The sequence below is a fragment of the Gemmatimonas aurantiaca genome, assembly GCF_037190085.1.
In the GTDB taxonomy this organism is placed as follows: Bacteria; Gemmatimonadota; Gemmatimonadetes; order Gemmatimonadales; family Gemmatimonadaceae; genus Gemmatimonas; species Gemmatimonas aurantiaca_A.
Genome location: NZ_JBBCJO010000002.1, coordinates 437,141 through 461,920, shown reverse-complemented (window position 1 = coordinate 461,920; position 24,780 = coordinate 437,141). Strand labels below are relative to the sequence as shown.

Sequence of the window (24,780 nt, the reverse complement as noted above, 5' to 3'; positions counted from 1 at the left end):
AGTTGCTGTCGTTTGCCGTCTACAGCCGATCGAGGTCTTCCTTTCCGATCACCGGCGCCCACGGCAGCATCTCGTATTGGGCCACGGAATGCCGGGTGAACGGATCGCCGTTCCGGATACGATCGAGGGTGCCATGCACATCGTCGTCGGGAACGCGCAGCAGCAATCCCCCGCCGGAGCGGGGATCGAACGGACCGGAGGCGATGAGCAGCCCCTGGGCTTTCAGGTCGCGCAGATACGCGCGGTGTTCGTCGACGTGCGGCGCCACCTCTTCGAACGGGCGGCGATAGCGGATGAGGGCGAGTGCGTACATGTGTGCAATCGAATCGGTCCGTCGCCCAGCGTCAACGTCGACGTGGCAACGTCATCGCCCTCTCCACAGCACCAGCGTGCCACATGGCGCATTCCCGCCGCGATTGAACTGCAGTGGTGTCTGCGAGGTCGTGTAGTACTCTGCCGCCACGAACGGGCCTTCCATGTTGTTGACGTCGAGCAGAGGCTCACCCATGCGGCTGCCGTAACGCTGGATGCCGTCCACGATGATCTGGATGTAGCACGCTTTCGGAGCGCCCTGGCTGCGATCGGCGGCATCCCCCGAGGGAACATTGTCGAAGGAGATCTGTCCCCGCGTGCTCGCGAACGAACGATGTCCGCTGTAGGCCATCAGACGGATGCCGGGAATCCGCTCCAGGACCACACTGGCCCATCGTTTCGGATCGGCATCGGCCAGGACGGTGGAGTCGAGGAACCGGCCCGCGCCGAGCTTTCGCCGCTCCTCGAAGCCGTTCAACATGAAGGTCGTGAGGCCGCCAGTCGCCCTGACGTCCACCTTTTCCAGTTCCGTCGCCGCGCGCTTGAGCGTCATGTGCACGTCATCGACGCCATCCGATGGCACGTCCACGTTGACCGTGATGGACTGAAAGCCCACCGCCCGCACGATCATCCGGTGTCGCCCCGCTGGCAGCTCGCGGAACCCGAAGGCGCCGGCAGAGTCTGTTCGTGTGGTGCGCCCGACGCTGGTGAGCACGAGCTCCGCGCCCACGATCGGCGCGTTGGTCGAATCGGCGCGCAACGAACCGAGGACAAATGCCGGCCCGGTCACGCCCTGTGCGACGAGCGGCCGAAGACCCAGCACGGTCAGGCAGACGACACCGAGGAGTATCAGGAGGTTGCGGCGCGCACGCATTGGATTCGCCGGGAGGTAGGGCATTGCCGGAACGGCAACCCGCAGATCATATCCGCCGGGAAACGATTGGCAAGCGTCGCGCCGGGTGATCCCGGCGCTCCTGCCGCGCTATTCCGGCGTCTGTTGCGGCGTGTCCTGCAACGCATCCCGCAATGCCTGCCAGGCCATGCGTACGCAGCCATGACGGCCGGGAAACGGCGCTACGGCTCGCAGCGGCGCCAGGGCGGCAGGCAATACCACGTCCTGATCGGGCGACACCAGCATGCGCTCGAGCGACAGCGCGATGTCGAGCACCTCGGGCACGGGAAGACCGGTCACGACATCGGTCATCATCGACGCCGACGCCGTGGCCACCGAACATCCGCGCCCGGTGAACGACACCTCCAGCAGACGGTCCTGCTCCACGCGCACGAACACCCGGATCTCGTCGCCGCAGACCGGATTTTTGAGTGCCGCCGAGGCCGTGGCCCCGGGCATCTCGCGGCGATTGTGCGGCGCCCGGTGATGCGCCAGGAGGGCGTCCTGGTACATCGCGGTGAGAGCGGCGGAACTACCCATGGCTCTCCCTCAGCTCACCGCCGAAAACAGCGACTGCGCCTCCGTCAGCGCGCTCACCAGCGCATCCACATCCGACTCGTCGCTGTACACGTAGAACGACGCGCGCGCCGTGGCGCTCACCCCCAGGCGCCGCATCAGCGGCTGCGCGCAGTGGTGTCCCGCGCGGATGCACACGCCGTGCTGATCGAGAATGGTCGCCAGATCGTGCGGGTGGATATCGGGCATGGAGAAACTCACCACTCCGCTGCGTTGCGCGGCCTGCGGTCCGTACACCGTGATACCGGGCAGGGCCGACAGCTTCGCCTCGGCCCGCTCCAGCAATGCCAGTTCGTGCGCACGCACGTTGGCCATGCCGAGCCGCCCGAGATACTGCACGGCGGCCGCGAGGCCCACTGCATCGGCGGCATTGGGCGTGCCAGCTTCGAACTTGTGCGGTAGCACATTCCACGTGCTGTCGGTGTCGCGCACCCACTCGATCATGTCGCCGCCGTACTGGTACGGCGGCATGGCTTCCAGCAGTGCGCGCCGGCCCAGCAGGCAACCGCTCCCCATGGGGCCCAGCAGTTTGTGTCCGCTGAAGGCGTAGAAGTCGACGTCCAGTGCGTCGAAATGCACCGGCAGATGTGGCACGGCCTGGGCACCGTCCACGACGATCACCGCACTCGAGCGCGACCGCACGATGTGCACCGCTTCCTCGATGGGCGTGATGGCTCCCACGGCGTTGGAGACGTGCGTGATCGCCACCACCTTGGTGCGGTGGTTCACCACCGATCGCAGGTGATCGAGATCGATGGTCTGGTCGGGTGTCAGTTCGACGATGCGCAGCGTGGCACCGCTGGCCAGCGCAAGCTGCTGCCAGGGCACGAAGTTGGCGTGGTGCTCGAGTGCGGTGACGACCACTTCGTCACCGGCCTGCACGTTGGCGCGCCCCCAGCTCGAGGCCACGAGATTCATGGCTTCGGTGGTGCCACGCGTGAAGATCAGACAGTCGCTGTCGGCCATGCCCACGAATCGCGCGATGGTGGTACGCGCTTCGTGATAGATCTCGGTGGCCCGGGCCGACAACGCATACGCACCACGGTGCGGATTGGCGTTGGCCGTTTCGTAGAACCCGCGCAACGCGTCGAGCACCGCCGCGGGCTTCTGCGAGGTGGCGGCCGAATCGAGATAGTGCAGTCCCGGATTGCCGGCGAGCAGCGGAAAGTCCGCGCGGGGCGCCAGCGGGGAGAGCATCGACGAACGCGTGTGCGAATCCATCAGTGATCCGACTCCTGTTGGTCCTTCGTGGTCCTTCAAGGTTGCTTCATGAGGCTTCGTGGCGCGCCCCGAAGCGTCATGACACTTCACGAACGACAGGGACCCACCAGCACGATGCCGTCGGTCACACGCACGTCGAAGGTCATGATGGCATCGGTGGCCGGCCCCTGCAGCACCGCACCGGTGCGGATATCGAAACGGGCTCCATGCCACGGACATTCGAGTACACAGGGCGACACGAGATCGCCGCCCGACAGCGCGAAGTCCCGGTGCGGACAGCGATCCTCCACGGCATGAATCGTTTCGCCGTCACGCACGAGACACACCCGACGTCCGTCGGCGAGCACCACACCCAGCGGAAACGCCGACTCCACCTCGTCCACATGCGCCGCGCGGACGAACAGAGGAGTCGTTTCGTGATTCACTCGGTGCTGATCGCCGCTGGCGAAGCGACATCCACCGACACGCCCTGGGTGCGCTCCAGCGCGGCCTTGAGCGTGTGCCACGCCAGCGACGCACACTTCACGCGCACCGGAAAACGCGACACCCCCGAAAACACCACGAGCTGTCCGAGATCCTTGCCGCCCTTTTCGTCCTGCCCCAGCACCAGGGCGTGAAAGCGCTGGAACAGCGCCTCCGCCTCGGCGCGGGACTTGCCTTTCACCGCCGCGGTCATGAGCGACGCCGAGGCTTTCGAGATCGCGCACCCGTGACCCGTGAACTTCACATCGCGGATGACATCGTCTTCGACCACCAGGGCCACGTGCACCTCGTCGCCGCACAACGGATTCTTGCCGTCGGCCTCACGATTGGCCTCCGGCAGTTCGCCGAAATTGCGCGGCTTGCGATTGTGGTCGAGGATGACCGACTGATACAGCTCCTGCAGATCGCTCATGGGGACCTCAGCCCGGCTGCCCCTCGCCCGTGAACCGCTCGAGCGTCAGGGTTTCGAGCGCTTCCACGATGACCGGCGAATCGATCGTCTCCAGCACGTCCGCCGCGAAGGCGTACATCAGCAGCTGGCGCGCCAGGGGCGCACTCACGCCGCGGCTCTTGAGATAGAACAGCGCGGTTTCGTCGATGCGGCCCACGGTGGCCCCGTGCGTGCACTTCACGTCGTCGGCAAAGATCTCGAGCTGCGGCTTCGTGTCGATCTGGGCGTCCTGCGACAGCAGCAGCGTGTTGTTGGTCTGCTTGCCGTCGGTCTTCTGCGCTTCGGGGTGCACGTACACCTTGCCGTTGAACACCCCATGCGAACGCTCGTCGAGCAATCCCTTGTACTGTTCACGACTGAAGCAGTTGGGCGCCACGTGCTCCACACGCGTCTGATGATCGCCGTGCTGCTGCCCGTCGAGCATGTAGAGACCGTTGATCGTGCAGCCGCAGCCGTCGCCGGCCAGCACCGTGTACACGTTGCTGCGCGACAGCGAGGCGCCGGTCTGGAACGTGAACGCGATGAAGTGGCTGTCGCGTCCCTGCCGGGCTTCCACCGTGCTCACGTGCTGCGCCGAGCGGGACTCGCGCTGGATGCGCACGAGCTGCAGTGTGGCGCCGTCCTCCACGAACGCTTCCACCGCGGCGTTCGTGAAGTAGGGCACGTCGGCCAGCCCGATGTAACTCTCCACCACCGACGCCTTGGCGTGGCGTTCGGTGATCAGCAGATGCCGCGGATGACTCATGACATTGGCGCCGGCCGCGTTGACCAGGTGCAGAATGTGCACGGGGGTCTCGCTGACCATCTCCTTCGCGACGTGCACGAGCATCCCTTCACCCGCGAACGCCGCATTGAGCGCCGAGAAGCCATCGCGCGAGGGCGTGACGGCGGTGCCCAGGAACCGCGACAGCAGCTCGGGTTCGTCGGTGGCCGCCTGGGCCAGGGGCATCACCCGCACGCCCTCGGGCAGGGCATCGAGCGACGACAGCGCCGCGTCGAACCGGCCATTCACGAACACGATCAGCGGCCACGTGCCACCGAACGTGTATGGCGCCAGCGTGGCGGCCTGCACGGCACCGACCGGTGCCCGGTCCATCGCCACCTCGAACTGCGCCGACGCGATCGCCGACACGTTCGTGTAATGCCAGTCCTCCTCACGCGTGGTGGGGAACCCCAGCAACTTGAACGCGTCCGCGCCCGCCGTCCGCAACGCCTTGAGCGTGCCGGGCGCGTCGACCACCGACGCCGCCACGGCCTGCTCGGCGAATCGAAGCCCCATGCTCACGCCGCCGTCTCCAGGACCCAGTCGTAGCCGCGGTTCTCGAGTTCCAGCGCGAGGGACTTGTCGCCCGACTTGATGATGCGGCCTCCGGCCAGCACGTGCACGTAGTCGGGCACGATGTAATTGAGCAGACGCTGATAGTGCGTCACGACGATCGTCGCATTGTCCGGACGCCGGAGCGCGTTCACGCCCTCGGCCACGATGCGCAGCGCGTCGATGTCGAGACCCGAATCGGTTTCGTCGAGAATGGCCAGTGTGGGCTGCAGCACCGCCATCTGCAGGATCTCGTTGCGCTTCTTCTCGCCGCCGGAGAAACCGGCGTTCACCGAGCGGTTGAGCATGGACGCATCCATGTCCACCAGCTTCAGCTTCTCCTCCACGAAGTCGAGAAACTCCATCGGGTCGACTTCGTCGAGGCCGTGCGCCTTGCGGATCTCGTTGTACGCCGCGCGCAGGAAGTACGCGTTGGTCACACCGGGAATCTCCACGGGATACTGGAAGGCGAGGAACACGCCACGCTGGGCGCGCACTTCGGGATCCATCTCGAGGAGATTCTCGCCCTTGTAGAGCACTTCACCGCCGGTGATCTCGTACGCCGGGTGGCCGGCCAGGACCTGCGCCAGCGTGCTCTTGCCCGAACCGTTGGGGCCCATCACGGCATGCACCTCGCCGGCGTTCACGGTGAGCGTGATGCCCTTGAGGATCGGCTTGCCGTCGATCGCGGCATGAAGGTCGGTGATCTGCAGCATATATGTCGAAGCGATGTGTGAACAGAAACGGATGACGGGGACGGATGGGCCTCAGCCCACCGACCCTTCCAGCGTGATGCCGAGGAGCTGCTGCGCTTCGAGCGCGAACTCCATGGGCAGCTCCTTGAACACTTCCTTGCAGAACCCACTCACGATCATCGACACGGCCTGCTCGGCGTCGAGACCACGCGCCTTGAGATAGAAGATCTGATCCTCGCCGATCTTCGATGTGGACGCCTCGTGTTCCAGCGTCGCGCTGTTGTTGCCCACTTCCACGTAGGGGAAGGTGTGCGCGCCGCACTGATTGCCCACGAGCATCGAATCGCACTGCGTGTAGTTGCGTGCGCCCTCGGCCTTGGGAAGGATCTGCACCTTGCCGCGGTAGCTGTTCTGCCCCTGCATGGCGCTGATGCCCTTGGAGACGATCGTCGACTTCGTGTTGCGGCCGATGTGGATCATCTTCGTGCCGGTGTCGGCCTGCTGCCTCTTGCTGGCCACGGCCACCGAGTAGAACTCGCCCACGCTGTTGTCACCCTGCAGGATCACGCTCGGGTACTTCCAGGTGATGGCCGAGCCGGTCTCCACCTGCGTCCACGAGATCTTGGCGTTGGTGTACGCCTTGCCGCGCTTGGTGACGAAGTTGTAGATGCCGCCCACGCCGTTCTCGTCACCGGCGTACCAGTTCTGCACGGTGCTGTACTTCACCGTCGCGTTGTCGAGCGCGACGATCTCCACCACGGCCGCATGCAACTGGTTGGTGTCGCGCTTGGGCGCGGTGCAACCTTCCAGATAGCTCACGTACGCGCCTTCGTCGGCCACGATGAGCGTGCGTTCGAACTGGCCCGTCTCCGCGGCGTTGATGCGGAAGTACGTGGAGAGTTCCATGGGGCAGCGCACGCCCTTCGGGATGTAGCAGAAGGAGCCGTCGGAGAAGACCGCGCTGTTGAGCGCCGAGAAGAAGTTGTCGCTGTACGGCACCACGGAGCCCAGGTACTTCTTCACGAGTTCCGGATGCTCGCGCACCGCTTCACCAAACGACATGAAGACGATGCCGTACTTCGCCAGCTCCTCCTTGTAGGTCGTGCCCACCGAGACCGAGTCGAACACGGCATCCACGGCCACGCCCGACAGGCGCTTCTGCTCCGTGAGCGAGATGCCGAGCTTGTTGTACGTCTCGAGCAGCGTCGGGTCGACTTCGTCGAGCGACGCCAGCGGCTTGACCGACTTGGGCGCGCTGTAGTACGACGCGGCCTGATAGTCGATGGGCGGATAGTGCAGGTTGGCCCAGTGGGGCTCCGTCATCGTCTGCCAGCGACGGAACGCCTTCAGGCGCCAGTCGAGCAGCCACTCGGGCTCGTGCTTCTTCCCCGAGATGAAGCGCACCGTGTCTTCGGTCAACCCGGGCGGCAGCGTGTCCGCCTCGATGTCCGTCGTGAAACCGTATTGATACTCGCGATTGACGAGCGACTCGATGGTCGAACTCATGCCTGCTCCTGTTGCACCGCCAAAAGGTGACCTGACACACCGTACTCACAGTGACCGCAGCCGTCGCGCCGATGCGCACTGCGCACGAGCGGCACGCCGAGCAGCCGCTCCACGAACCGCGCTTCCACGGCACACGCTTCCGGAAACCGTTCCGCGATCTCGCGCATGGCGCAGTTGTGAATGCGCAGCGTGAGCGTGGGCGTGGTGACCGGTTCGGCCATGTAGCCCTTGGCCGTCAGCAACTCGGCCACGAGGGCGATCCGTTCGTGGAGCGGAAGCGACTCCAGCACCGGCGCCGCTTCGTCGGCCAGCCGCATCCAGTCGGCTTCGAGCACCGCTTCCACTCCCGCATCTCCGGCCTGGGCGCGCAGGGCGTCGAGCGCCGTCGCCAGCACCTTGAGATAGCTGCGGGGAAAAAGGGCCTCGCCGGCCGGCGTCAGCGAATACGCGAACACGGGGGCACCCACACCGCGGACCTCGCGGCGATATCGCACCAGCCCGTCCTCTTCGAGCGCCTTGAGATGCCGGCGCAGAGCGTTGGCCGTCAGTCCGAACTGTTCGCCCAGCTCGTGCGCCGTCAGTGGCTGCGACTTCTTCAGTGCAACCAGCAAATCGGCCCGTACGCCGCGAAATCCGCCCAGAGCGCCAACGACATCCTCCATTCGTCGGAATATACCCGACGACTTTTATACGTCAACGAAACTGTTCACGAATTATGTGAGATCCATGTGAGATCCAGATCACACTTGCTTTGCGCGGGCGTGTGTGACAGGATCTGCGAATTGGACATTCCGCGCCGACGGCGGCGGCGGTACTGTTCGAATCCTCCCACCTTCCTGGATCCGAGGTCTCCGCCGCAGTGAGTGTCACTGTCATCGTGGCCGTGCTCGTGCTCGCCATCGGACTCGTCGCGCTTGCCCGCGCGCAGCGTCTCTCCCGGAAGTCCATCGAGCGCGATGGCCTCTCGCGGTTTCGTGACGCCTTCCGTGGCCGCTATCCGGAGATCCTGCTCTCCCAGGTGTACAGCTACCTGGCCGAGAGGCACGGGGCGGTGGAGCCACATTATATCGTCAACCCCGGGGACGATCTCCAGCAGGTTCATGGACTGGCCGACCTCGATCTCGAGGATGCCGTGCTGGTGATCGCCGACCGAGCGGGAGCCCGGCTGCCGCGGGCCAACGAGCTCGATGAACTCAAGAACGGTGTCCGCAGCGTCGACGACCTGCTGCGTTACCTCGAGCCGTACTTTCGCCCGGAAGTTGTCAAAGGCTGAATCACGGGCCGACCGGGTATTGCCCGGGCGGCCGTCCAGGCGGCGGCTGACGCGATCGCTGATGTGGCCGACGACACTGCTGATGGCGGGCGTGCTGACGGCCTGCGGTGGAGGACCGGTGCCCACGCCGGCGCCGGTGCCGGTTCCCGGCGGGGCTGGAGAGTCCAGGGAAGCTGGCCGGCCCCGGCCCGTGCTGGCTCCCACCCCCGCGCATGCAGGTCCCCGCAATGGCGCCGTCACCGACGCCGATCTGGATGCCCTCTGGGAGCGCCAGCTCATGCTGCCCGTGGAAGGCATCACCCGCCAGGTGCTGCGCGACAACTACACCGCCGGCCGGGCCAATGGACGCATCCATGCGGCGCTGGACATCGCCGCGCCCAGGTCCACACCGGTGCTGGCCGCGGCCGACTGCATCATCGGCCGGCTGTTCAGTGGACCGGTGGGAGGGATCGTGATCTATGCCTACGACCCCGAGGAGCAGTTCGTCTACTACTACGCGCACCTCGAGCGCTATCGACGCGGTCTGGCGGTGGGCGACCGAGTCGCCAAGGGTTCGGTGATCGGCTACGTTGGAACCACGGGGAATGCCCCGAAGAACGCGCCGCATCTCCACTTCCAGGTGATGAAGCGGGGCACGGGGCGGGCATGGTGGGATGGTCCACCGATCAACCCCTTCTCGTTCTTCGCGAGCGACGGCCTCCGCCCCTGATCGGCAGAGTCGGCCCCGCGGCGCACGAGCCGCGAACGTTTCATCGACGGGGATGGCGGTCGTTCCCGCCATCACGTGCAACGAGGATGTCATGAGCATGACGGGCAAGGCGCGCGCGACACTGCGCGCCGAAGCACACCATCTGGACGTGCAGGTGCACATTGGCCATGCCGGCCTCACTCCGTCGCTGCTGCGCAGCTTCGACGATGTGCTCCGGACTCACGAACTGGTGAAGGTGCAGGTGGCCAAGGGTGGAGAACTCTCGGCGAAGGAAGCCGCCAATCAGGCGGCGGGTGAACTCGGGGCTGAAGTCATTCAGGTCATCGGCCGAACCTTCACGGTATACCGCGAGAACCCCGAGCTGCCGCGCGGCGAACTTCCGCCGTGGCGCCGCTGAGATATCTTTTTTCTTCGAGTTTCACTCATTCCGGTCGTGTCCGACCCGAGACCTCGTTGCCATGCCTTACGTCATCACTGAAGCCTGCATCTCCGTCAAGGACAAGTCCTGCGTGGATGTCTGTCCGGTCGACTGCATCTACGAAGGCGAGGAGCAGCTCTACATCAATCCGGACGAGTGCATCGATTGTGGTGCCTGTGAACCGGAGTGTCCGGTGACCGCCATCTTCCCCGAAGAAGACGTCCCGACGCAGCTGCGCAGCTTCATCGCGAAGAACAAAGACGTCTTCAACGGACCCAATCCGCCGGGACGCCCGACGCGTTGATTCGCGACGTGGCCATCGTCGCCATGTCCGTCATGCACGACGGGCCGGAAGCACCATGCTTCCGGCCCGTTCGTTTTCATCGTGCCGCGTCAGAGGATTGCCCTCTCGCCGAGCGAGTCGGTGGGAAGGCGTTCAGAACGACCAGCCGTTCCCCTTGAACCAGAAGAGGCCGATGAGCACGACGTACTGCAGCACCGTCGATCGCTCGCTCCAGATGGCTTCCTTCCAGTCGTGCGGCCCTTCGGTGCTGCCGGCCGGTGGCCGGCCGAACCAGCGCGGGGTGCGCGCTTTGTAGTCGAGATACTCCTGTCCGAAGATCGACTCCAGCACCCCTTCCTCGTAGCGCACGATGAGTGTGTACTCGATGGCGAAGATGACGATGGCCACCGGAATGAACCAGAACACACCGGAGACCACCGTGAAGCCGATCCAGGCGAGGAAGTTGCCGACATAGAGCGGGTTGCGGCACCACGCGAAGGCTCCGTAGGTCACGAGCCGCTGCACGTCGCGCGACCGCCGTCGTGTGACGGTACCGGCGGCTGCCACGCCCGCGGTGCGTACCAGCTCTCCGATCAGGACCAGCAGCAGTCCCGCGATCCAGGTGTTGCGGGACTGAATGCCCGGCACCAGCAGCGGCACGGCGAGGAAGGGAACCGGCAACCAGCCGCGGTTCTTGAACAGCACCTGCCCGATGCGGGCGGCGGTGGAACGTTCGGCGTCGCTGATCGGAGCGGCGGACGGTGCGGTCATCGGGGCGCCGGAAGGCGATCGGGGCCGAGCACCGGAACGCACCGTATGCGCGTACTTACGTGCTCAGCGTATCGAAGAAGTCGGACAGCGCGTGCGTCGTGGCAGCCGGTCGCTCGAGGCAGGGCACGTGCCCCGCGCCCGCGATGATCTCGAGACGCACGCGCGCTGCCGGCGGCAATGCCTCGGCGATCGCGCGGGCCTCCTTGATCGGCGTGAGGGCATCTTCTTCCCCCACGACCACCAGCGACGGAACAGTAATCGTCCTGAGGGTTTCCCGTGAGTCCGGCCGGTCGCGCAGCGCCTGCAGCGCCCCGATGATGCCCGCGGCCGGCTGACGCCCCATCATGGCCCGCAATCCATTGACGACATCGATCCGCCGGGCCCGGGTGGTGGAGCCCACCATCCCCGTCAACTGCGCCTCGGCAATGGCCCGGGCGCCGTCGCGCTTCACCAGCGCGATGAGTTCATCGCGGCGTCCCCTGGCTTCCTCGCTGTCGGCGCCGGCCTTCGTATCGCAGAACACCATGGCGCCGATCCGGTCGGGATGACGACGCCACATGGCCGTGGCGACATACCCACCCATCGAGAGGCCGCAGATCGCGGCCCGGTCGATGGACAACAGATTCAGCAACTCCACCACGTCGTCCGCGTACTGGTCCATCGAGAAGGGACCGTGGGTCGACGAATGACCGAAGCCCCGCAGATCGGGAACGATGCACCGCACCCGCGAGGCCAGCGAGGTACGCTGGGCACTCCAGAGGGTGCGGTCGTGCGGAAATCCATGCAGGAAGACCACCGGCAACCCATCGCCGCTGTCGTCGTATCCGAGACGGAATCCCGACAGCTGCGCGATCACGAGGCGCCTGCGGTGTTGCCCGCGGTGGTGCCTGTCGGATGGTCCGTCGTGTCTTCCGCGGCATCCGCGGCCAGCTTCGCCGCCTGCACCATCGCGCGTTCGCGTGCGTTTTCCCGTTCGGCGACCATGCGCAACGGCACCAGCACCGCGGCCGTGAGCGGCACCGCCACCATGAGTCCCACGAAGCCGAAGAGCAGGGTCATCAGCGTCTGGGCCACGAGGGTGATCGCAGGAGGCAGATCCATCTCACCGCGCATGAGGTACGGGATCAGCAGGTTGTTCTCGAGGAACTGAATGCCCCAGTAGGCGATCGCCACCACGAGCGCTTTTTCCGGAGAGTCCACGAAGCCCATCAGCACGGCGGGGACCGCGCTCAGGATCGGACCGACGGTCGGGATGAACTCCATCAGACCGGCGATGAAGGCCAGGGCAAATGCCGCCTTCACTCCCAGAATGAGGAGCACGATCATGCTTACCATGCCGATCACCACCATGGCAATGAGCTGCGTCACGAGCCACTTGCGCAGCACCGTCGCCATTTCCGCCAGCACCACGCGGACATGCGCGCGGGACGTGGCCGGCACCGCCGACAGAATCCACCCGCGATACACGTGGGGTTCGGCGCCGATGTACATGGCCAGAAAGATCATCAGCACGAAGGCCGTGATCACCGCCAGGGTGCTCGACACGAACGAGAACAGATACTTGGCCGCGCCGGCCATGCCTTCGGTGAGACGCTGCTTGATGGCATCGGTGGGCGACATCGACGCGGAGTCGGTGCGCGTCGGGCCGGCAGCTCCCGGCGCGGTGATGCCCTGGGTGGAGCCGGTCACCGTCGGCGTCGCATTCACCGGGCGTGTTCCGGTGCCCTGAACGCCCGGAACATCGGTCGTTGCGCCAGCCGGCTGCGCGGTGCTGGGCGTGTTGCTCGTATTGGTGGCGGAGGCGATGATCGAACCCAGCAGACCGCCACGCTTGCTGTCGATCCACGTCTGCAGCTTGTGGACGGCCTGGGGGAATTCCCGCTGCAGTTCCTTGCTCTGCTCGATCAGCGTCGGCGCGGTCCAGGCGAGTGTGCCGCCGATGGCACCCAGCGCACCGAGTACGATGAGCGCCGCGCCTATGCCCCGTCGGATGCGGTATCGCTCGAGGTAATCCACCCCTCGGCCGACGGCGAGGCCGAACAGCGTCGCCAGGAAGACCAGAAAAACAAGGGAGCTCACCGACCAGAAGAGCCGGAAGCCGAACCACACGGCCAGCACCACGGCTGCCGCGCGGGCAATATCGGCCGAACGCCAGCCGCGGCGCTCGGGGGGCAATGACTCGGGGAGCAGAGTCTCGTCTATGGTGGTCATATCGAATCGAAAGTAGCACACAGGCCCCGCGAGCGGGCCGACCGATGTACCTTATGCACAGCTATGTCTGCCAGAGCTCCTCACTATCTCGATACGGCCGAGTCCGTCGACGGCTTCCTTGCTGGCCTCACCGATGTCCGGGCACTCGCGCTCGACACCGAGGGGGCCAGCTTTCATCGCTTCGTCGATCGCATCTACCTGCTACAGCTTTCCACCGCCGAACGGGAGGCGGTGATCGATCCCCTGCCGATCGGCACACCGGCCCGACTGGGGGGGTTGCTGGAGGATCCCCAGGTGGAGGTGGTCCTGCACGACGCCGACTACGATCTGCGGTTGCTGCATCAGGATTATGGCTGGCGGGTCACGCATCTGTTCGATACCCGCGTGGCGGCACAATTGCTCGGGATCCGGGCGTTCGGGCTGGCGGCACTCCTGGAGCAGTTCTTCGGCATCAAGCTCGACAAGAAACATCAGCGGGCCGACTGGAGCATGCGTCCGCTGACGGCGGACATGCTTGATTACGCCGCACAGGACACGCGGTTCCTGCTGTCGCTGCGCGACCGGCTGCACGAGGAACTCGTGCGCAAGGGCCGCTGGCACTGGGCGCAGGAGGAGTTCACCCGGGCCGAGGGCACGCGGTGGGAGCCCGAGGTGCCGGACACCAGCTTCCTGCGTCTCAAGGGGGCCCGGGATCTCACGCGCCGCGAACTGGCGCGTCTGCGTGAACTGGTCCGCTGGCGGGACACGATCGCGGCCGAACTGGACCGGGCGACCTTCCGCGTGGCGGGTAACGAGGTGCTGCTCGATCTCGCGCGTACAGCGCCGTCCAGCCGGGACTCGCTGTTCTCGGTGAAGGGATTTCCCCGTGGCATGTCGGAGGCCCGGGCGCAGGAGGCGCTGCAGGCGATCGTGCGTGGCAACAAGGTGCCCGATGCCGATCTGCCGCGCTTTCCCAAGGCGGCACGCTGGGATCGCGAGCCGGATTTCGACGAGCGCGTGGCCCGTCTCAAGGCCATCCGGGACGCCGCTGCCGCCGACCTCGATCTGGATCCCGGCGTGCTCTGTTCCCGTGACCGGATGGAGGCCGTGGCCCGCCGTCGGCCCCGTCATGTCGACGACCTGGCCGAGCTTCCCGAGCTTCGCCGGTGGCAGGTGGAAGTGCTGGGACCGGCGTTCGTGAAGGAGCTGGCCGGCTCGGCGGCGGACGACTCGCCGTACAAGCCGGGGTGATGGGTCCCGGCCACACTCCTGTTGTGTGATGCGAGTGTGATGGCCGTTGTAGCGGCGGCGCTACGCTGCTGTGGGTGTGGTGCGGAAGGGCGACAGGTGTTCCGGTGCGCAAGAGGGGCGGTATTCCGGAATTCATCCTGTTTCTGATTTTGCAAGTATCTGTATATCAATGTGATAGGAAGGTGAAGGCACGAAGGGGCTGGCTCGCACTCACGATCCGGCTCAGGCGACCAGAGCGGCATGGGGAGTGCGTTGGAGGAGGCCGTCGGCACAGGCCGTCGACAGCAGTCTCCCACCTCAGGCGGTGCCTCCATGCGATCCCTTTCTTCGAAGGTCCAGCGTTCGGTCGAAGACCCGGTGGTGCGCCGCTATCTGGGCATCGCGGTGATGACCTGCCTGGTGGATCTGTGCACCAAGGAGATCGCCGTCCGGTCACTGGGCGAGCATGGGTTGGTGACGCTGTCGGAGCGTTTTGCCCTGATGCTGGTCTGGAACACCGGCAGTGCCGGTGGTCTTTCCATCGGTCCGTTCACGACCGAACTCAATGTGCTGATGACGTTGCTCGCGCTGGGGCTGGTTTTCAGCGTGGTGCGGCCCATGGCGGCAGTGGACGCCCGCGCGGTGCTTCCATTGGCTCTCGTCACCGGCGGGGCCGTGGGCAACCTGCTCAGCATGCTCGGCGGCCCCCCGGGCGTGGCCGACTTCATCGGTATCCGCGTGACGCGCGAAACCACGATCGTGGCGAACCTCGCCGATTTTTCGCTCTGGAGCGGCGCGATGCTGCTGGCGCCCGTGGCGCTGACGCTGATCCGCATGGTGAGAGCGGAACGGCGGGTGGAGATAGTGGCATCGGAGGGCTGACTTCCGGGCCGGCTTCAGAGGTCAGATATCAGACGTCAGACATCAGAGATCAGTAGGTCAGAACTGAGACGGAGATAGGACGCAGGGAGGAGCAATCAGAGGTCAGAGGTCTGAGCACTGGCGGTCGGCGGTGTCGTGTGCGCCACCGGCCTTGCTGGCCGGGCCTGCGGCCCGGGGCGCGCAGCGCCCCGCAGAACGCGGTTCTCTCGCGTCAGTACCAGCTCGCCGACGAAGTGCTCGGACCTCTGACTTCTGACTCCTCCTTCCTGCGTCCTATCTCCGTCTCAGTTCTGATCTCTCGATCTCTGATCTCTGATCTCTGATCTCTGAGCCCGGAGGCCCGAGCCCAGCGCCCGAGACGCCGTGTGTGCTCTGCTCCTCTCTCACCCGATCGATGCGCCCACCTCGACGAGTATCCCATTCGGCGCACGCACGTAGAACGTGAGTGAGCGCCACCCGCCCCGTGTCATGTCTTCGACGGGTCCGGGTTCGAGACCGGCCTTCGACATCCGGGCGTGTTTCGCATGAACCGCGTCCGGCGTGTCGAGAAAGAATCCCACATGGAAATTCTCCGGAAACCCGTTCGACCTGGTGTCACGCATGATGTTGAGAATGAATCCATCGCTGCCACGCAGAACGGCGAACGCATTTTCGCCGCGCATGGTCAAGACGGTGAAGTCGAAGTGCTGCACGAAGAAGTCGCGCAGCGCGGCGACATCCGGCACGGGAAGGTTGGCGTGATTGAGCTTGCTCATGGTGTGTGTCCTCGACGCACGGTGAACAGGCGCAGACCGGATTGCCGTGTGCGGTCGCGACGCTGTTGGCGAAGACGCATGAGCCCTGCTCGCCGAACGGATCGCACTGTCCTACCCACGCAAGCCTGATCCCTCCGACAGACGTGTCGGAGTTACCTGGCCGTGGGTTCTCCCATCGCTCGAGGGATGGTGAACAGTGCCCCGTGTGTCATTGGCGCGGGGTGACCGGGCTTACCTGAACCGGTCGAACTTTTTCGGCATTCGAAGAATGCCGAATTCCGTGGGGCATTTCAATGGTTTTCACGTCGATGGTGATGGCGCATCACCGGGCAGGCAGAATGCACCCCATCGCGTCAGTACCCAACCCGCAAGCGAAGTGCTCAGACCTCTGATTTCGTAGTTGTCTGATCTCTCATCATTCGATCGCCGTCTCAGTTCTGGCCTACTGATCTCTGACCTCTGAGAGGTCAGAAGCCCATGTATGCCCTGACCCGCGGTTCGATGCGTTCAGGCGTCCAGGGTGGCGACCAGACGAGATTCATGACCACGTCCGTCACGCCGGGCAGTCCGCGCAGCTGCTGTTCGGCTTCTCCCATGATCTCGGGGCCGGACGGGCATCCCGGCGAGGTGAGACTCATGTCCACGCGCACGGTCGACCCTTCGGTCTGCACGTCGTAAACCAGTCCCAGATCGACGATGTTGAGATTGAGCTCCGGATCCTTCACGCGCCGGAGCACGAGACGCGCCTGGTCGACGGAGACCACGGTATCGGAGACCGTGGTCTCGGCTGCACCCGCTTCGCCATGGTCAGCGCTGGGGACCGGCGCCTGATCGGCCGATGCGGCATCCTGGGGAATTGGCTCTTCGGTCATACTTGAAGTATACCCCGATGTATCCCCGGTATCCCCCGGGTCTGTCCGGGGAATGGGACCGCTTACTTCTTCTTGGCCGTCGCCTTGGCGGGGGACTTGGCCGCAGGCTTGGCGACCGCCTTTTTCACGGTGGCCTTCCCGGTGCCCGTCTTGGCGCTGCTCTTCTTGGCCGCGGCCGCGCGTTTCGCCGCGGCGGCACGACGCCGGGCGGCGGCGCTGGCAGTCCGGCTGGAGCGCAGGGGGCGGTTCCAGTCCTGCGCCACATCGGCCCGGAAGCTGGCCGGCATCGCCCGCACGCCGTCGGGGTCGTCCATCACCGCCAGCACCGCGGCGTCGGCCAGGTCGTTGCGCACGTCGGCGATGACCTTGGACGGGCGACGCGCCCGCGCGGCATGCACGCGGTTCGTCAGCAGGATCACGAACATCTGCCGGTCGGGATCGATCCAGAGCGACGTCCCCGTGAAGCCGGTGTGTCCGAACGCCCGCTCCGTCATGAACTGGCCGCAGCCGGCGCCTCCGTCACAGGTGTCCCAACCCAGTGCCCGGTGGCCGGCCGTCCGGCGTGTGAACAGCGTCACCGTCGAATCGGCAATGACGCGCACGCCGTTGTAACTGCCGCCATTCAGCAGCATCTGCGCGAAGACCGAGAGGTCGGCCGCGCTGCTGAACAATCCGGCGTGCCCCGCGACACCGCCGAGGGCGTAGGCGTTTTCGTCGTGCACCTCGCCGCGCAGCGGATAGCCCCGCGGCGGCGCGATCTCCGTGGGCGCGGTGCGCGACACGTCGCCCATCGGCACGCGGAAATACGTGTCCTGCATGCCCAGCTTCGCGTAGACCGCGCTCTCGAGGAACGTATCCAGACGCTGTCCGCTCACCGATTCGGCGATGAACCCCAGCAGGTCGGCCCCGAGGTCGGAGTATTCGTAGCAGGCGCCCGGCGTGCACTTCACGGGCGATGCCAGCACCGCCGCGCGCGCCTCGGCCGGCGTCTTCGCGATGCGCCACAGCTCACGGCCGGCCGGCAGCCCCGCCCGGTGGGTGAGCAGATGCCGCACGGTCACCTTGTCCCGCAGCCCGCCCTGGAAATCGGGGAGATACCGCGAGACCGGCGCGTCCAGATCGATCTGCCCGCGGTCGAACAGCACCATGATGGCCGTGGTGGTGGCCACCACCTTGGTGAGCGAGGCGAGGTCGTACAGGCTTTCCTGCGCCGTCACCCGCGACTTGCCGTTCCAGTCGAGCGTCCCGAAACCGCGCGACCAGACCGTGAATCCCTTCCGGCCCACCACCACGGCGGCGCCAGGATACCCTCCGGCATCGACGCCGCGGCGCACGACCCGGTCGATCGTGGACAGGCGGTCGGCGGACATGCCTACGGCCGCGGGCTCCCGTTCGGGGAGGCCGCCTCCACGGGGCAGCGCCACGCTCGTCACGTCGGCGGCTGCGATGGCAAGGGCAGTAGTAAGCAGGAACACCGGCAGTACCTGTCCGTAGGGTCTTCAGGACCACATCCGATGAACCATACCCGGCCACGGTGCATTCGGAGCACCAGGTCCCGCGTGGCTCATCCCCCGCGATACGCATCCGGGAGCATCCAACACCGTATCCCACGGTTTCGGCTGCAGCACCCGAAGTATCCAAAAGCATCTAAGGCGAACGCGGCTCTCCGTCAATGGTGTGACGGAACCTCGTGCCTCTCTACCCCTCTACGACTGGAACGATCGAAGGCAACGGACCTCCCCCCCACCCCCCGGGAAACCGTTTGGACGTGATCGGTGACAGAATTGATGAACGCCATGGAGACCGACGCCGCAATCGTTCGTCGGGCGATCGAAGGCGACGAGCGCGCCATGCGGCTGCTGTGGAACCAGCATGCGCCGCACGTGGACGCCGTCGTCCGTCGCCTTGCCGGAGATCCCGACCTCGCGCAGGACATCGCGCAGGAGGTCTGGATCCAGATTTTTCGCGCCCTTCCCTCATGGCGGGGGGACGCGAAGTTCAGCACCTGGATCCATCGGGTGGCCATCAATCGCACCCTCAACGCGATGCGTCGCGTGAAGCGTTTATCGACCATGGAGACCGGGATCGACGAAGACTCGGCCGTGGTCGAGCAGGATGCGGAGCACAGTCTGCTGGCGCAGACGATCGCCGAGGCCACCCGCAAGCTGTCGCCCGGGGCCCGCACCGTGTTTCTCCTCCACGACGTGGAAGGCTATACGCACGAGGAGATCGCGACGGAACTCGGGATCACACCCGGTGGCTCCAAGTCGCAGCTTTTCAAAGCCCGGGCCAAGCTGCGGCGTCTGCTGGCTCCGCTCGTCGATGTCGTGGTTCCGGTAGTATCCCCCGATCTGGATCGCAGTTATGCAGCACCTTAGCTCTCCGTCGATCGCCATGCATCTCTCTGCCGAACGTCTGGCCGCTTTCGATCACGAGCCGTTCTCGATCGACGAGCTGGCGCATCTCACGGCCTGCGCGGCCTGTCGCGCCGAGCGGGATGCGATGATGACGCTGGTCGGCCTGGCCGCCGCCGAAGCGCCGCGAGCCGCCGCCGAACACGCGCCCCGGCTCGTGACGTGGGAGTCCCTCGCCGCCGGTTTGCGGACGGCCGACGCGGTGACCGGGGTGACACCGGGGACGATGTCGGATGTGGTGTCGGACAGGGGGGCGGATGTGACCCCGGGTCACACATCGGATGTGATGCCCGTCGCGGCGCCCGGCCCGGTGGCCGGTGCGCGCGTGGTCCCCATGCACATGGGCGTGATGCCGGACCGGTTGTGGGGGGCGGCGTTCTGGCGCCGTGCCGCGGCCGCCGTGCTGCTGCTGGGCGGGGGCGCGTTGCTCGGACGGGTGACGGCGCACCGGGACGTGGGACAGACCATGGCGCAGGTGGCGCTGGGCAATGCCCTGGGCGACGGGGAGTTCACCTCGGTGGAGCGGGCCACGGAAGTGCTGACCCGCGCGCAGCGGGACTACGAGCGCGCGTCGATGTGGCTGGCCTCGAACGACAGCACGACGCGCAGTTCGGAGGTGTATCGCGCGCGTCTGGCGGCACTCGATCAGATGATGGCGGCCTCACGCGCCGCGTTGCGCGATGCGCCTCAGGATCCGGTGCTCAATCACTACTATCTCGCCGCCTGGACGGCGCGCGAGGCCACACTGCAGGCGCTGGGTGGTACCCTGCCGGTGGACAAGGTCATCGAGCGGTATTGAGATCATGAAGCGGCACGACGGAAAGCGATTTTACGGAACGCGGGACTTCGGAGCACGTCCCGGCGCGCGGACTCCGGTCCGGGAAACGCGCCGCGCGGCCTATGCGACCGCGCTGCCCCTGCTTGCGGCGGCGGTCACATTCGGATTGCCGGCGCAGGTCACGGCGCAGACACCGCCAACGCCCCAGGTACGGGTGCGCGTGACGACCACCACGACGGCGATGATGAATGCCTGCGGCGAACTGGCGTCGTCGCCATCGCCGCTGGTGCACGCCCCCGAGGGGCTCGCGCTGCTGCGACTCAAGCGGGAGCTGGAGAGTGCGGCGTTGACGCTCGAGAAGCAGCCGGTGCCCAACACGGAGGTGCAGCGGATCACGCAGGTGCAGCGGGGTGTCGACTCGCTCATGCGCGTCATCGTGCAGGTGCAGCGGGAGGATGGAGGCCCGTGGACGCCGGGGCTGCCCCGCCGGGGCGACAGCGTGCGGGTGTTCTTCCAGGGCAACCCGTTCGAAGGGCGCATGTTCTTCGAGATGATCGACAGCACCGCCCGCGGTTCGGTGCCGCAGCTGGCGATGCCGCAGCTGGCGATGATCATCCGTGCGTTGCAGCCGCAGGTGGCGGCGGTGTCGGAGGCCGCCGAAGCGCGGCTGTTCAGCGGTGTGGCCGCCAACGCGGGATACATGGGACTCTCGCTCTCCGGCGCGCAATTGCGGGCCGTGACGCCCGAGGGCGTCATGACGAGTCACTGCGAGTATCCGCTGGTGGAGTCGGTCGATGCGGGGTCGCCGGCCGAGCGGGCGGGCATCACGGCGGGTGACACGCTCGTGGCGTACAACGGGCGCGATGTGCTGCAGGTGGCGGTGAACTATCCTGAACTGCTCACCCCCGGTCAGCCGGTGCGCGTGCGCTTGCGGCGCAGTGGCCGCACGCGCGAACTGCCGGTCGTGGTCGGACCGCGCAAGAGCGAGGAACGCACGATGGTGTTCGTGCGGACGTACGGCGCCGATGGTGCGCCGGCGGGTCTCACGGCGTCGGGAAGTCCGCAGGCCGGAGGCGGGGGACGCATCACCATGGTGCCGCGGGCGACGGGTGCCTCGCCACTGCCCAGCAGCGCCGCCGGTGTGGCCACCGCGCAACTCACCACATTTGCCGGCGCGCAGTTCGCCACGGTGGACGATGACTTCGCGCAGGCGCTCGGCATGGACGCCGGTGTGCTCGTGCTGCGGGTGCCACTGGGAACACCGGCGGCCGACGTGGGCCTGCGCAGCGGGGAAATGGTGCGTGCGGTGAACGGCACGCCGGTGCGGGATGCGATCACACTGCGTCGACTGCTCGGCAACGGCGGGACCGAGGTCCGCCTGCTCGTCCAAGCGAAGAACAGCGGGGAACGCGTGGTGGTGATGAAGCTCCGGTAGGATCGACAGGATCAGACTGTCAGAAGTCTGATGTCAGAGATCAGCCGGTCAGAACTGAGACGGCGATCGAATGATGAGAGATCAGACAACCACGAGATGAGAGGTCCGAGCACTTCGCTTGCAGGCTGGGTACTGACGCGAGGGTTCGGCGTTTTGCGGGGCGCTGCGGGCGCCCGGCCAGCGGCCCGTGGCGCGCACAACTCTCTCGACCGTCAGTGCTCAGACCTCTGACATCGTAGTTGTCTGTTCTCTCATCATTCGATCGCCGTCTCGGTTCTGACCTCCTGATCTCTGACCCCGTCTGACAAGCTGAGGCCAGACTAGCGTATGCCGCCTGCCGGCACCGCGTAGATCAGCCTCGCCGTCGCGCGGTCGGCTTCGCTGAGCTCCCGCACCCGCACCCGCGCCGACATGATGTGATCGGGCGCCGCGGCGTGATCGAGGCCGATGAGATGGCCCACCTCGTGCAGCGCGATGGCGCGCATCTGCGGGGGCGTGACGGTGCCGCCGCCGGGATGCGTGACGGCGAGTTGGATATCGCTGGCCACCAGCCAGTAGTCGGCATCGCGGCTCCACACGGTGCGTCCACTGATGCCGTTGGAGAAACGGTCCACGAACCGCACGTGAACGTCGGCGCTGGCCGAGTCCACGACGAACGTGAAGCGCAGCGGCAGGCCCGCCTGCGCCCACGTGGTGAAGGCATCACGCACTGCCGGCAGGAAGTCGGGATTCCAGGCGTCCAGCCATTCACCTTCGCGGATGAATACGCGTAGCGGCCGTGTCGTACGATCGGGCCAGCGCGCGAGGGCGGAATCACGTGCCAGCAGGAGGTCGGGCAGATAGGTGCCGTCCATGCCTAACTGCAGACGGCGTCGCACATCATCGGGCGCCATTTTCAGACGCTCCGCCGGCAGCAGCAGGGGCGCGCTGACGAGCAACTCCTCGCCATGCGCCAGCGCCTTGCTCACCGGCGCCAGATGCGGCGCGAAGCGGGGTGTGGCCCGCGACGTCCGGACGTCGATCGCCCCCTCGGCTTCGTGTTGGGTCGCCTCCCGATGTGGCGCGTCGTCCCGGGATCCCATGGCCTGCCCGCCGATGAAACAGGCGAGACCCACCACACAACAGGCCAGCAGCGTTTCGGCGGACTTCATGCAGGCAAAACAGCGAGGCGATGGGCCTCAGTCGAGAAAGGCCTGCACCGCGGCAAAGAACGCATCGGGGGCTTCCCAGAAGGGATTGTGACCGGCGTCGGCAATGGGGACCACGCGGGCCCGTCCCAGCAAGGCCGCGGTACGTTCCGCCTCCGACAGCGGCAGCACGTCTGCCGCACCATGCACGACGAGTGTCGGGAAGGGCAGGTCACGCAGGCGGTCCCGCCAGTCGTACCCCTCGCGCCGCAGCCGCGCGGCCACCACCGCACCTGTGGCGCTGGAGCCCAGCGGGGCGTTCACATTGACCGCGAACTCCTGATCGGCGAACCACGCCGGAAAGAACGCCTGCGCGTATCCGGCATGGTACTCGAGCGTGGGTACCACCAGCGCCGCAGGATCGAACGCGGCGAGTCGCTCGTGCGCCGTACCGGTGAGACGAGCCAGCCCCGCGTCGTGCAGGGGTGGCAACCAGTCGCCCGTGACCCCCACCGCATTGACCAGCACCAGCCGCCGGATGCCTGGGGACGCGCTCGTGGATGCAGTCGCTTCCGCGTGACCGGCCGCCTCCGCTGCCGCCGCGAGCATGGCGATGCCGCCGCCCCAGGAATGCCCCAGTATGTCCCACTGGCTGATGCCCATGGCCGTGCGGAGTGCCGGAATATCCCCGCCGTCGAACTCGATGCGTGACGCCGCCAGACCTGGCGGTGTGGCCGACTCACCGCGACCGCGCTGGTCGTAAAAAATGAGCTGGCGTGTCGCGGCCAGCGGTGCCAGCGCCGGCCAGAGCAGCTTGTGGTCGAACAGCAGACCGCCGTTGACACAGAGCAGCGGCAGTGCGCCGTCCACGGCCGGTGTCCGGTACACCGCGAAGTCGATGCCGCGTGCTTTCACCGTCACCCGATCGAGCGGGGGCCGTGGTGGCAGGGAGCGCCGGAAGGCGAGATAGCGGGCGAGTGCAGGCGAAGTCACGGTGTCGGAAGATCACCTCCGCACATTCCACGTCCTAGTGCGGTCCTCGTGTGGGTCCTGACCCCGGGCCGACCAGGGCTGCGCGATCTCCGCGAGGCGTCCGGTCTCGATGAGTTCGTGCAGCGCGTCGCCCAGGGCCTCACTCCGCTGCTCCACCTGCGTCCAGCGTCGTATGCGTTCGGTTTCGGGGAGGTCGTGGAAATCCCGGCGATCGGGGATCTTGCCGCCGGGCAGCGACGCCACGAACGCGGCGGACGGGGCGATGAGCACGGCCCGCGAGAAATTGGCCGCACTCGCGCGTCGCCACGGCAGCGCCTTGTCGAACCAGCCGGGCACGATATGCGGATAGAAGTGCGGATAGAGCACCAGCCCGTCCCCCGGTCCGAAATCGAGATCGGGATGATAGTCCGTGATGCCGCCGTCCCAGTGCACACCCGGCACACCATCGATGCGTACCCCATGCAGCAGCAGGGGAATCGAGCCGGACGCCAGCAACACATCGCGGGCATTCTGAGCGGTCAGCGTTCGGAATGCCGTGGGCAGATCTCGCAATGTGGAAAAAGGCGACACCACACCGGCGGCGTGAAAGATCGTGCGGGTCATCTGCGCGCCGAGCGTGCGGCGCGCCAGGAGATTCGACGCGGCGGCCAGCGCCAGCCCCGCGGCAATCGCCATGCGGCGGCGACTCGCCGTCGGACCACGTCCTTCCACGGTGATCACATGCGTCCGCAGCCACGGATGGCCAAGGATCTCTTCGGCGCCGGTGGGTCCGAGCAGATGATCGAGACAGGCCGACAGCACCTGCGTGACCTCGTCCGGACCGGGCCTGGGAGAATAGCGCTGATGATGGATGTATGCCTCGTGTCCGCGCGCCAGGGCGGCCAGCGGATCGTGTTGGGCCAGACAGGCCAGCCGCCAGCTGCCGATCGAACTCCCGATGCCGTGCAGCGGCTGGTCACGCGGCGTCTGCAGGAAGTGACCGAACAGGAAGCGGTCGAGACCCGCGATCGCGAGCCACTTCGCCCCACCCGAAGCAGCCGGCAGCACATCGACGTCGATCGCACGCAGTCCGCGCTCCCGCAGAATGGTCAGGGCGTGTGGCCCCGCCCGTATCGTGAGCCATGGCGAGCGTATCGCCGAGCAGGATCGTGCGCCTGTCATCGTCCAATCATACCGTGGTCATTCGGTCGGTGGTCGTT

Annotated in this window: 28 protein-coding genes; 9 read left to right on the top strand and 19 right to left on the bottom strand. The window is 66.3% G+C overall.

What is annotated here, in order from left to right:
* Positions 1–19: 19 nt before the first annotated feature.
* The 10 genes from WG208_RS03635 to WG208_RS03590 all read right to left on the bottom strand — a co-directional run bounded on the left by WG208_RS03635 (position 20) and on the right by WG208_RS03590 (position 8,113).
* On the bottom strand, positions 20–313 hold the full coding sequence (locus WG208_RS03635) for a YciI family protein (RefSeq protein WP_337169960.1): 294 nt from the start codon (positions 311–313) through the stop codon (positions 20–22).
* 51 nt (positions 314–364) lie between these two features.
* The gene (locus WG208_RS03630) at positions 365–1,186 is read right to left on the bottom strand and encodes a carboxypeptidase-like regulatory domain-containing protein (RefSeq protein WP_337169959.1); all 822 of its coding nucleotides are present in this window, start codon (positions 1,184–1,186) and stop codon (positions 365–367) included.
* Between the two features lie 108 nt (positions 1,187–1,294).
* Positions 1,295–1,744, bottom strand: a complete 450-nt coding sequence (gene sufU, locus WG208_RS03625) for a Fe-S cluster assembly sulfur transfer protein SufU (protein ID WP_337169958.1) — start codon at positions 1,742–1,744, stop codon at positions 1,295–1,297.
* A 9-nt stretch (positions 1,745–1,753) separates the two neighbouring features.
* Entirely contained in the window at positions 1,754–3,001 is a 1,248-nt protein-coding gene (locus WG208_RS03620) for a SufS family cysteine desulfurase (protein ID WP_337169957.1), read from the bottom strand.
* Between the two features lie 86 nt (positions 3,002–3,087).
* Entirely contained in the window at positions 3,088–3,426 is a 339-nt protein-coding gene (locus tag WG208_RS03615) for a Rieske 2Fe-2S domain-containing protein (protein WP_337169956.1), read from the bottom strand.
* A complete protein-coding gene (gene sufU / locus WG208_RS03610) occupies positions 3,423–3,896 on the bottom strand; it encodes a Fe-S cluster assembly sulfur transfer protein SufU (protein WP_337169955.1) in 474 nt (157 codons plus the stop codon). The genes WG208_RS03615 and sufU (WG208_RS03610) overlap by 4 nt, the downstream gene beginning before the upstream one ends.
* A gap of 7 nt (positions 3,897–3,903) precedes the next feature.
* Positions 3,904–5,214, bottom strand: a complete 1,311-nt coding sequence (sufD, locus tag WG208_RS03605) for a Fe-S cluster assembly protein SufD (protein ID WP_337170016.1) — start codon at positions 5,212–5,214, stop codon at positions 3,904–3,906.
* A gap of 2 nt (positions 5,215–5,216) precedes the next feature.
* Entirely contained in the window at positions 5,217–5,966 is a 750-nt protein-coding gene (gene sufC, locus WG208_RS03600; RefSeq protein ID WP_337169954.1) for a Fe-S cluster assembly ATPase SufC, read from the bottom strand.
* 51 nt (positions 5,967–6,017) lie between these two features.
* Positions 6,018–7,451, bottom strand: a complete 1,434-nt coding sequence (gene sufB / locus WG208_RS03595; RefSeq protein WP_337169953.1) for a Fe-S cluster assembly protein SufB — start codon at positions 7,449–7,451, stop codon at positions 6,018–6,020.
* Complete coding sequence (locus tag WG208_RS03590; RefSeq protein ID WP_337169952.1) at positions 7,448–8,113, bottom strand: helix-turn-helix domain-containing protein; 666 nt, start codon at positions 8,111–8,113, stop codon at positions 7,448–7,450. Before WG208_RS03590 ends, sufB begins: the two co-directional genes overlap by 4 nt.
* Before the next feature lie 197 nt (positions 8,114–8,310).
* On the opposite strand from WG208_RS03590, the gene WG208_RS03585 reads away from it, so the two are divergent.
* The 4 genes from WG208_RS03585 (at position 8,311) to WG208_RS03570 (ending at position 10,155) form a co-directional block, all read left to right on the top strand.
* The gene (locus WG208_RS03585; protein WP_337169951.1) at positions 8,311–8,724 is read left to right on the top strand and encodes a hypothetical protein; all 414 of its coding nucleotides are present in this window, start codon (positions 8,311–8,313) and stop codon (positions 8,722–8,724) included.
* Between the two features lie 61 nt (positions 8,725–8,785).
* On the top strand, positions 8,786–9,433 hold the full coding sequence (locus WG208_RS03580; RefSeq protein WP_337169950.1) for a M23 family metallopeptidase: 648 nt from the start codon (positions 8,786–8,788) through the stop codon (positions 9,431–9,433).
* Between the two features lie 52 nt (positions 9,434–9,485).
* Complete coding sequence (locus tag WG208_RS03575) at positions 9,486–9,830, top strand: YhbY family RNA-binding protein (RefSeq protein WP_337169949.1); 345 nt, start codon at positions 9,486–9,488, stop codon at positions 9,828–9,830.
* A gap of 61 nt (positions 9,831–9,891) precedes the next feature.
* Positions 9,892–10,155 carry a ferredoxin family protein gene (locus WG208_RS03570; RefSeq protein ID WP_337169948.1) on the top strand — a complete coding sequence of 88 codons (264 nt, stop codon included), beginning with the start codon at positions 9,892–9,894 and terminating at the stop codon, positions 10,153–10,155.
* A gap of 132 nt (positions 10,156–10,287) precedes the next feature.
* Here the strand turns inward: WG208_RS03570 and WG208_RS03565 are convergent, their stop codons facing one another.
* Genes WG208_RS03565 through WG208_RS03555 form a run of 3 tightly spaced genes read right to left on the bottom strand, consistent with a single transcriptional unit; the run spans position 10,288 to position 13,116 of the window.
* Complete coding sequence (locus tag WG208_RS03565) at positions 10,288–10,905, bottom strand: isoprenylcysteine carboxylmethyltransferase family protein (protein WP_337169947.1); 618 nt, start codon at positions 10,903–10,905, stop codon at positions 10,288–10,290.
* A 55-nt stretch (positions 10,906–10,960) separates the two neighbouring features.
* Positions 10,961–11,761 carry an alpha/beta fold hydrolase gene (locus WG208_RS03560; RefSeq protein ID WP_337169946.1) on the bottom strand — a complete coding sequence of 267 codons (801 nt, stop codon included), beginning with the start codon at positions 11,759–11,761 and terminating at the stop codon, positions 10,961–10,963.
* Positions 11,758–13,116 (bottom strand): AI-2E family transporter, encoded by a 1,359-nt coding sequence (locus WG208_RS03555; protein ID WP_337169945.1) that lies wholly within the window; start codon positions 13,114–13,116, stop codon positions 11,758–11,760. The genes WG208_RS03560 and WG208_RS03555 overlap by 4 nt, the downstream gene beginning before the upstream one ends.
* Positions 13,117–13,179: 63 nt before the next feature.
* Here WG208_RS03555 and WG208_RS03550 point away from each other — a divergent pair, with 63 nt between their 5' ends.
* Together WG208_RS03550 and WG208_RS03545 are read left to right on the top strand one after the other, a co-directional pair.
* A complete protein-coding gene (locus WG208_RS03550; RefSeq protein WP_337169944.1) occupies positions 13,180–14,346 on the top strand; it encodes an HRDC domain-containing protein in 1,167 nt (388 codons plus the stop codon).
* 312 nt (positions 14,347–14,658) lie between these two features.
* A complete protein-coding gene (locus tag WG208_RS03545) occupies positions 14,659–15,207 on the top strand; it encodes a signal peptidase II (RefSeq protein ID WP_337169943.1) in 549 nt (182 codons plus the stop codon).
* Positions 15,208–15,590: 383 nt separating this feature from the next.
* Here the strand turns inward: WG208_RS03545 and WG208_RS03540 are convergent, their stop codons facing one another.
* From WG208_RS03540 to WG208_RS03530, 3 genes are all read right to left on the bottom strand, one after another.
* Positions 15,591–15,962: a VOC family protein gene (locus WG208_RS03540; protein ID WP_337169942.1), complete on the bottom strand. Its 372-nt coding sequence runs from the start codon at positions 15,960–15,962 to the stop codon at positions 15,591–15,593.
* Positions 15,963–16,429: 467 nt separating this feature from the next.
* Positions 16,430–16,834: a metal-sulfur cluster assembly factor gene (locus tag WG208_RS03535; protein ID WP_337169941.1), complete on the bottom strand. Its 405-nt coding sequence runs from the start codon at positions 16,832–16,834 to the stop codon at positions 16,430–16,432.
* Positions 16,835–16,896: 62 nt separating this feature from the next.
* Positions 16,897–18,309, bottom strand: coding sequence for a serine hydrolase (locus tag WG208_RS03530; RefSeq protein WP_337169940.1), 1,413 nt, complete (start codon positions 18,307–18,309; stop codon positions 16,897–16,899).
* A gap of 321 nt (positions 18,310–18,630) precedes the next feature.
* Between WG208_RS03530 and WG208_RS03525 the strand changes: the two genes are divergently transcribed.
* Genes WG208_RS03525 through WG208_RS03515 form a run of 3 tightly spaced genes read left to right on the top strand, consistent with a single transcriptional unit; the run spans position 18,631 to position 21,461 of the window.
* Positions 18,631–19,212, top strand: coding sequence for a sigma-70 family RNA polymerase sigma factor (locus tag WG208_RS03525; RefSeq protein WP_337169939.1), 582 nt, complete (start codon positions 18,631–18,633; stop codon positions 19,210–19,212).
* Positions 19,213–19,228: 16 nt separating this feature from the next.
* On the top strand, positions 19,229–20,047 hold the full coding sequence (locus WG208_RS03520; protein ID WP_337169938.1) for a hypothetical protein: 819 nt from the start codon (positions 19,229–19,231) through the stop codon (positions 20,045–20,047).
* Positions 20,048–20,051: 4 nt separating this feature from the next.
* Positions 20,052–21,461: a PDZ domain-containing protein gene (locus WG208_RS03515; protein ID WP_337169937.1), complete on the top strand. Its 1,410-nt coding sequence runs from the start codon at positions 20,052–20,054 to the stop codon at positions 21,459–21,461.
* Positions 21,462–21,781: 320 nt separating this feature from the next.
* Here the strand turns inward: WG208_RS03515 and WG208_RS03510 are convergent, their stop codons facing one another.
* From WG208_RS03510 to WG208_RS03500, 3 genes are read right to left on the bottom strand one after another with little or no spacing between them, the layout of a single operon-like run.
* Positions 21,782–22,612, bottom strand: a complete 831-nt coding sequence (locus WG208_RS03510; protein ID WP_337169936.1) for a matrixin family metalloprotease — start codon at positions 22,610–22,612, stop codon at positions 21,782–21,784.
* Between the two features lie 27 nt (positions 22,613–22,639).
* The gene (locus WG208_RS03505; RefSeq protein WP_337169935.1) at positions 22,640–23,581 is read right to left on the bottom strand and encodes an alpha/beta fold hydrolase; all 942 of its coding nucleotides are present in this window, start codon (positions 23,579–23,581) and stop codon (positions 22,640–22,642) included.
* Between the two features lie 12 nt (positions 23,582–23,593).
* A complete protein-coding gene (locus WG208_RS03500) occupies positions 23,594–24,742 on the bottom strand; it encodes a patatin-like phospholipase family protein (RefSeq protein WP_337169934.1) in 1,149 nt (382 codons plus the stop codon).
* Between the last annotated feature and the right edge of the window lie 38 nt (positions 24,743–24,780).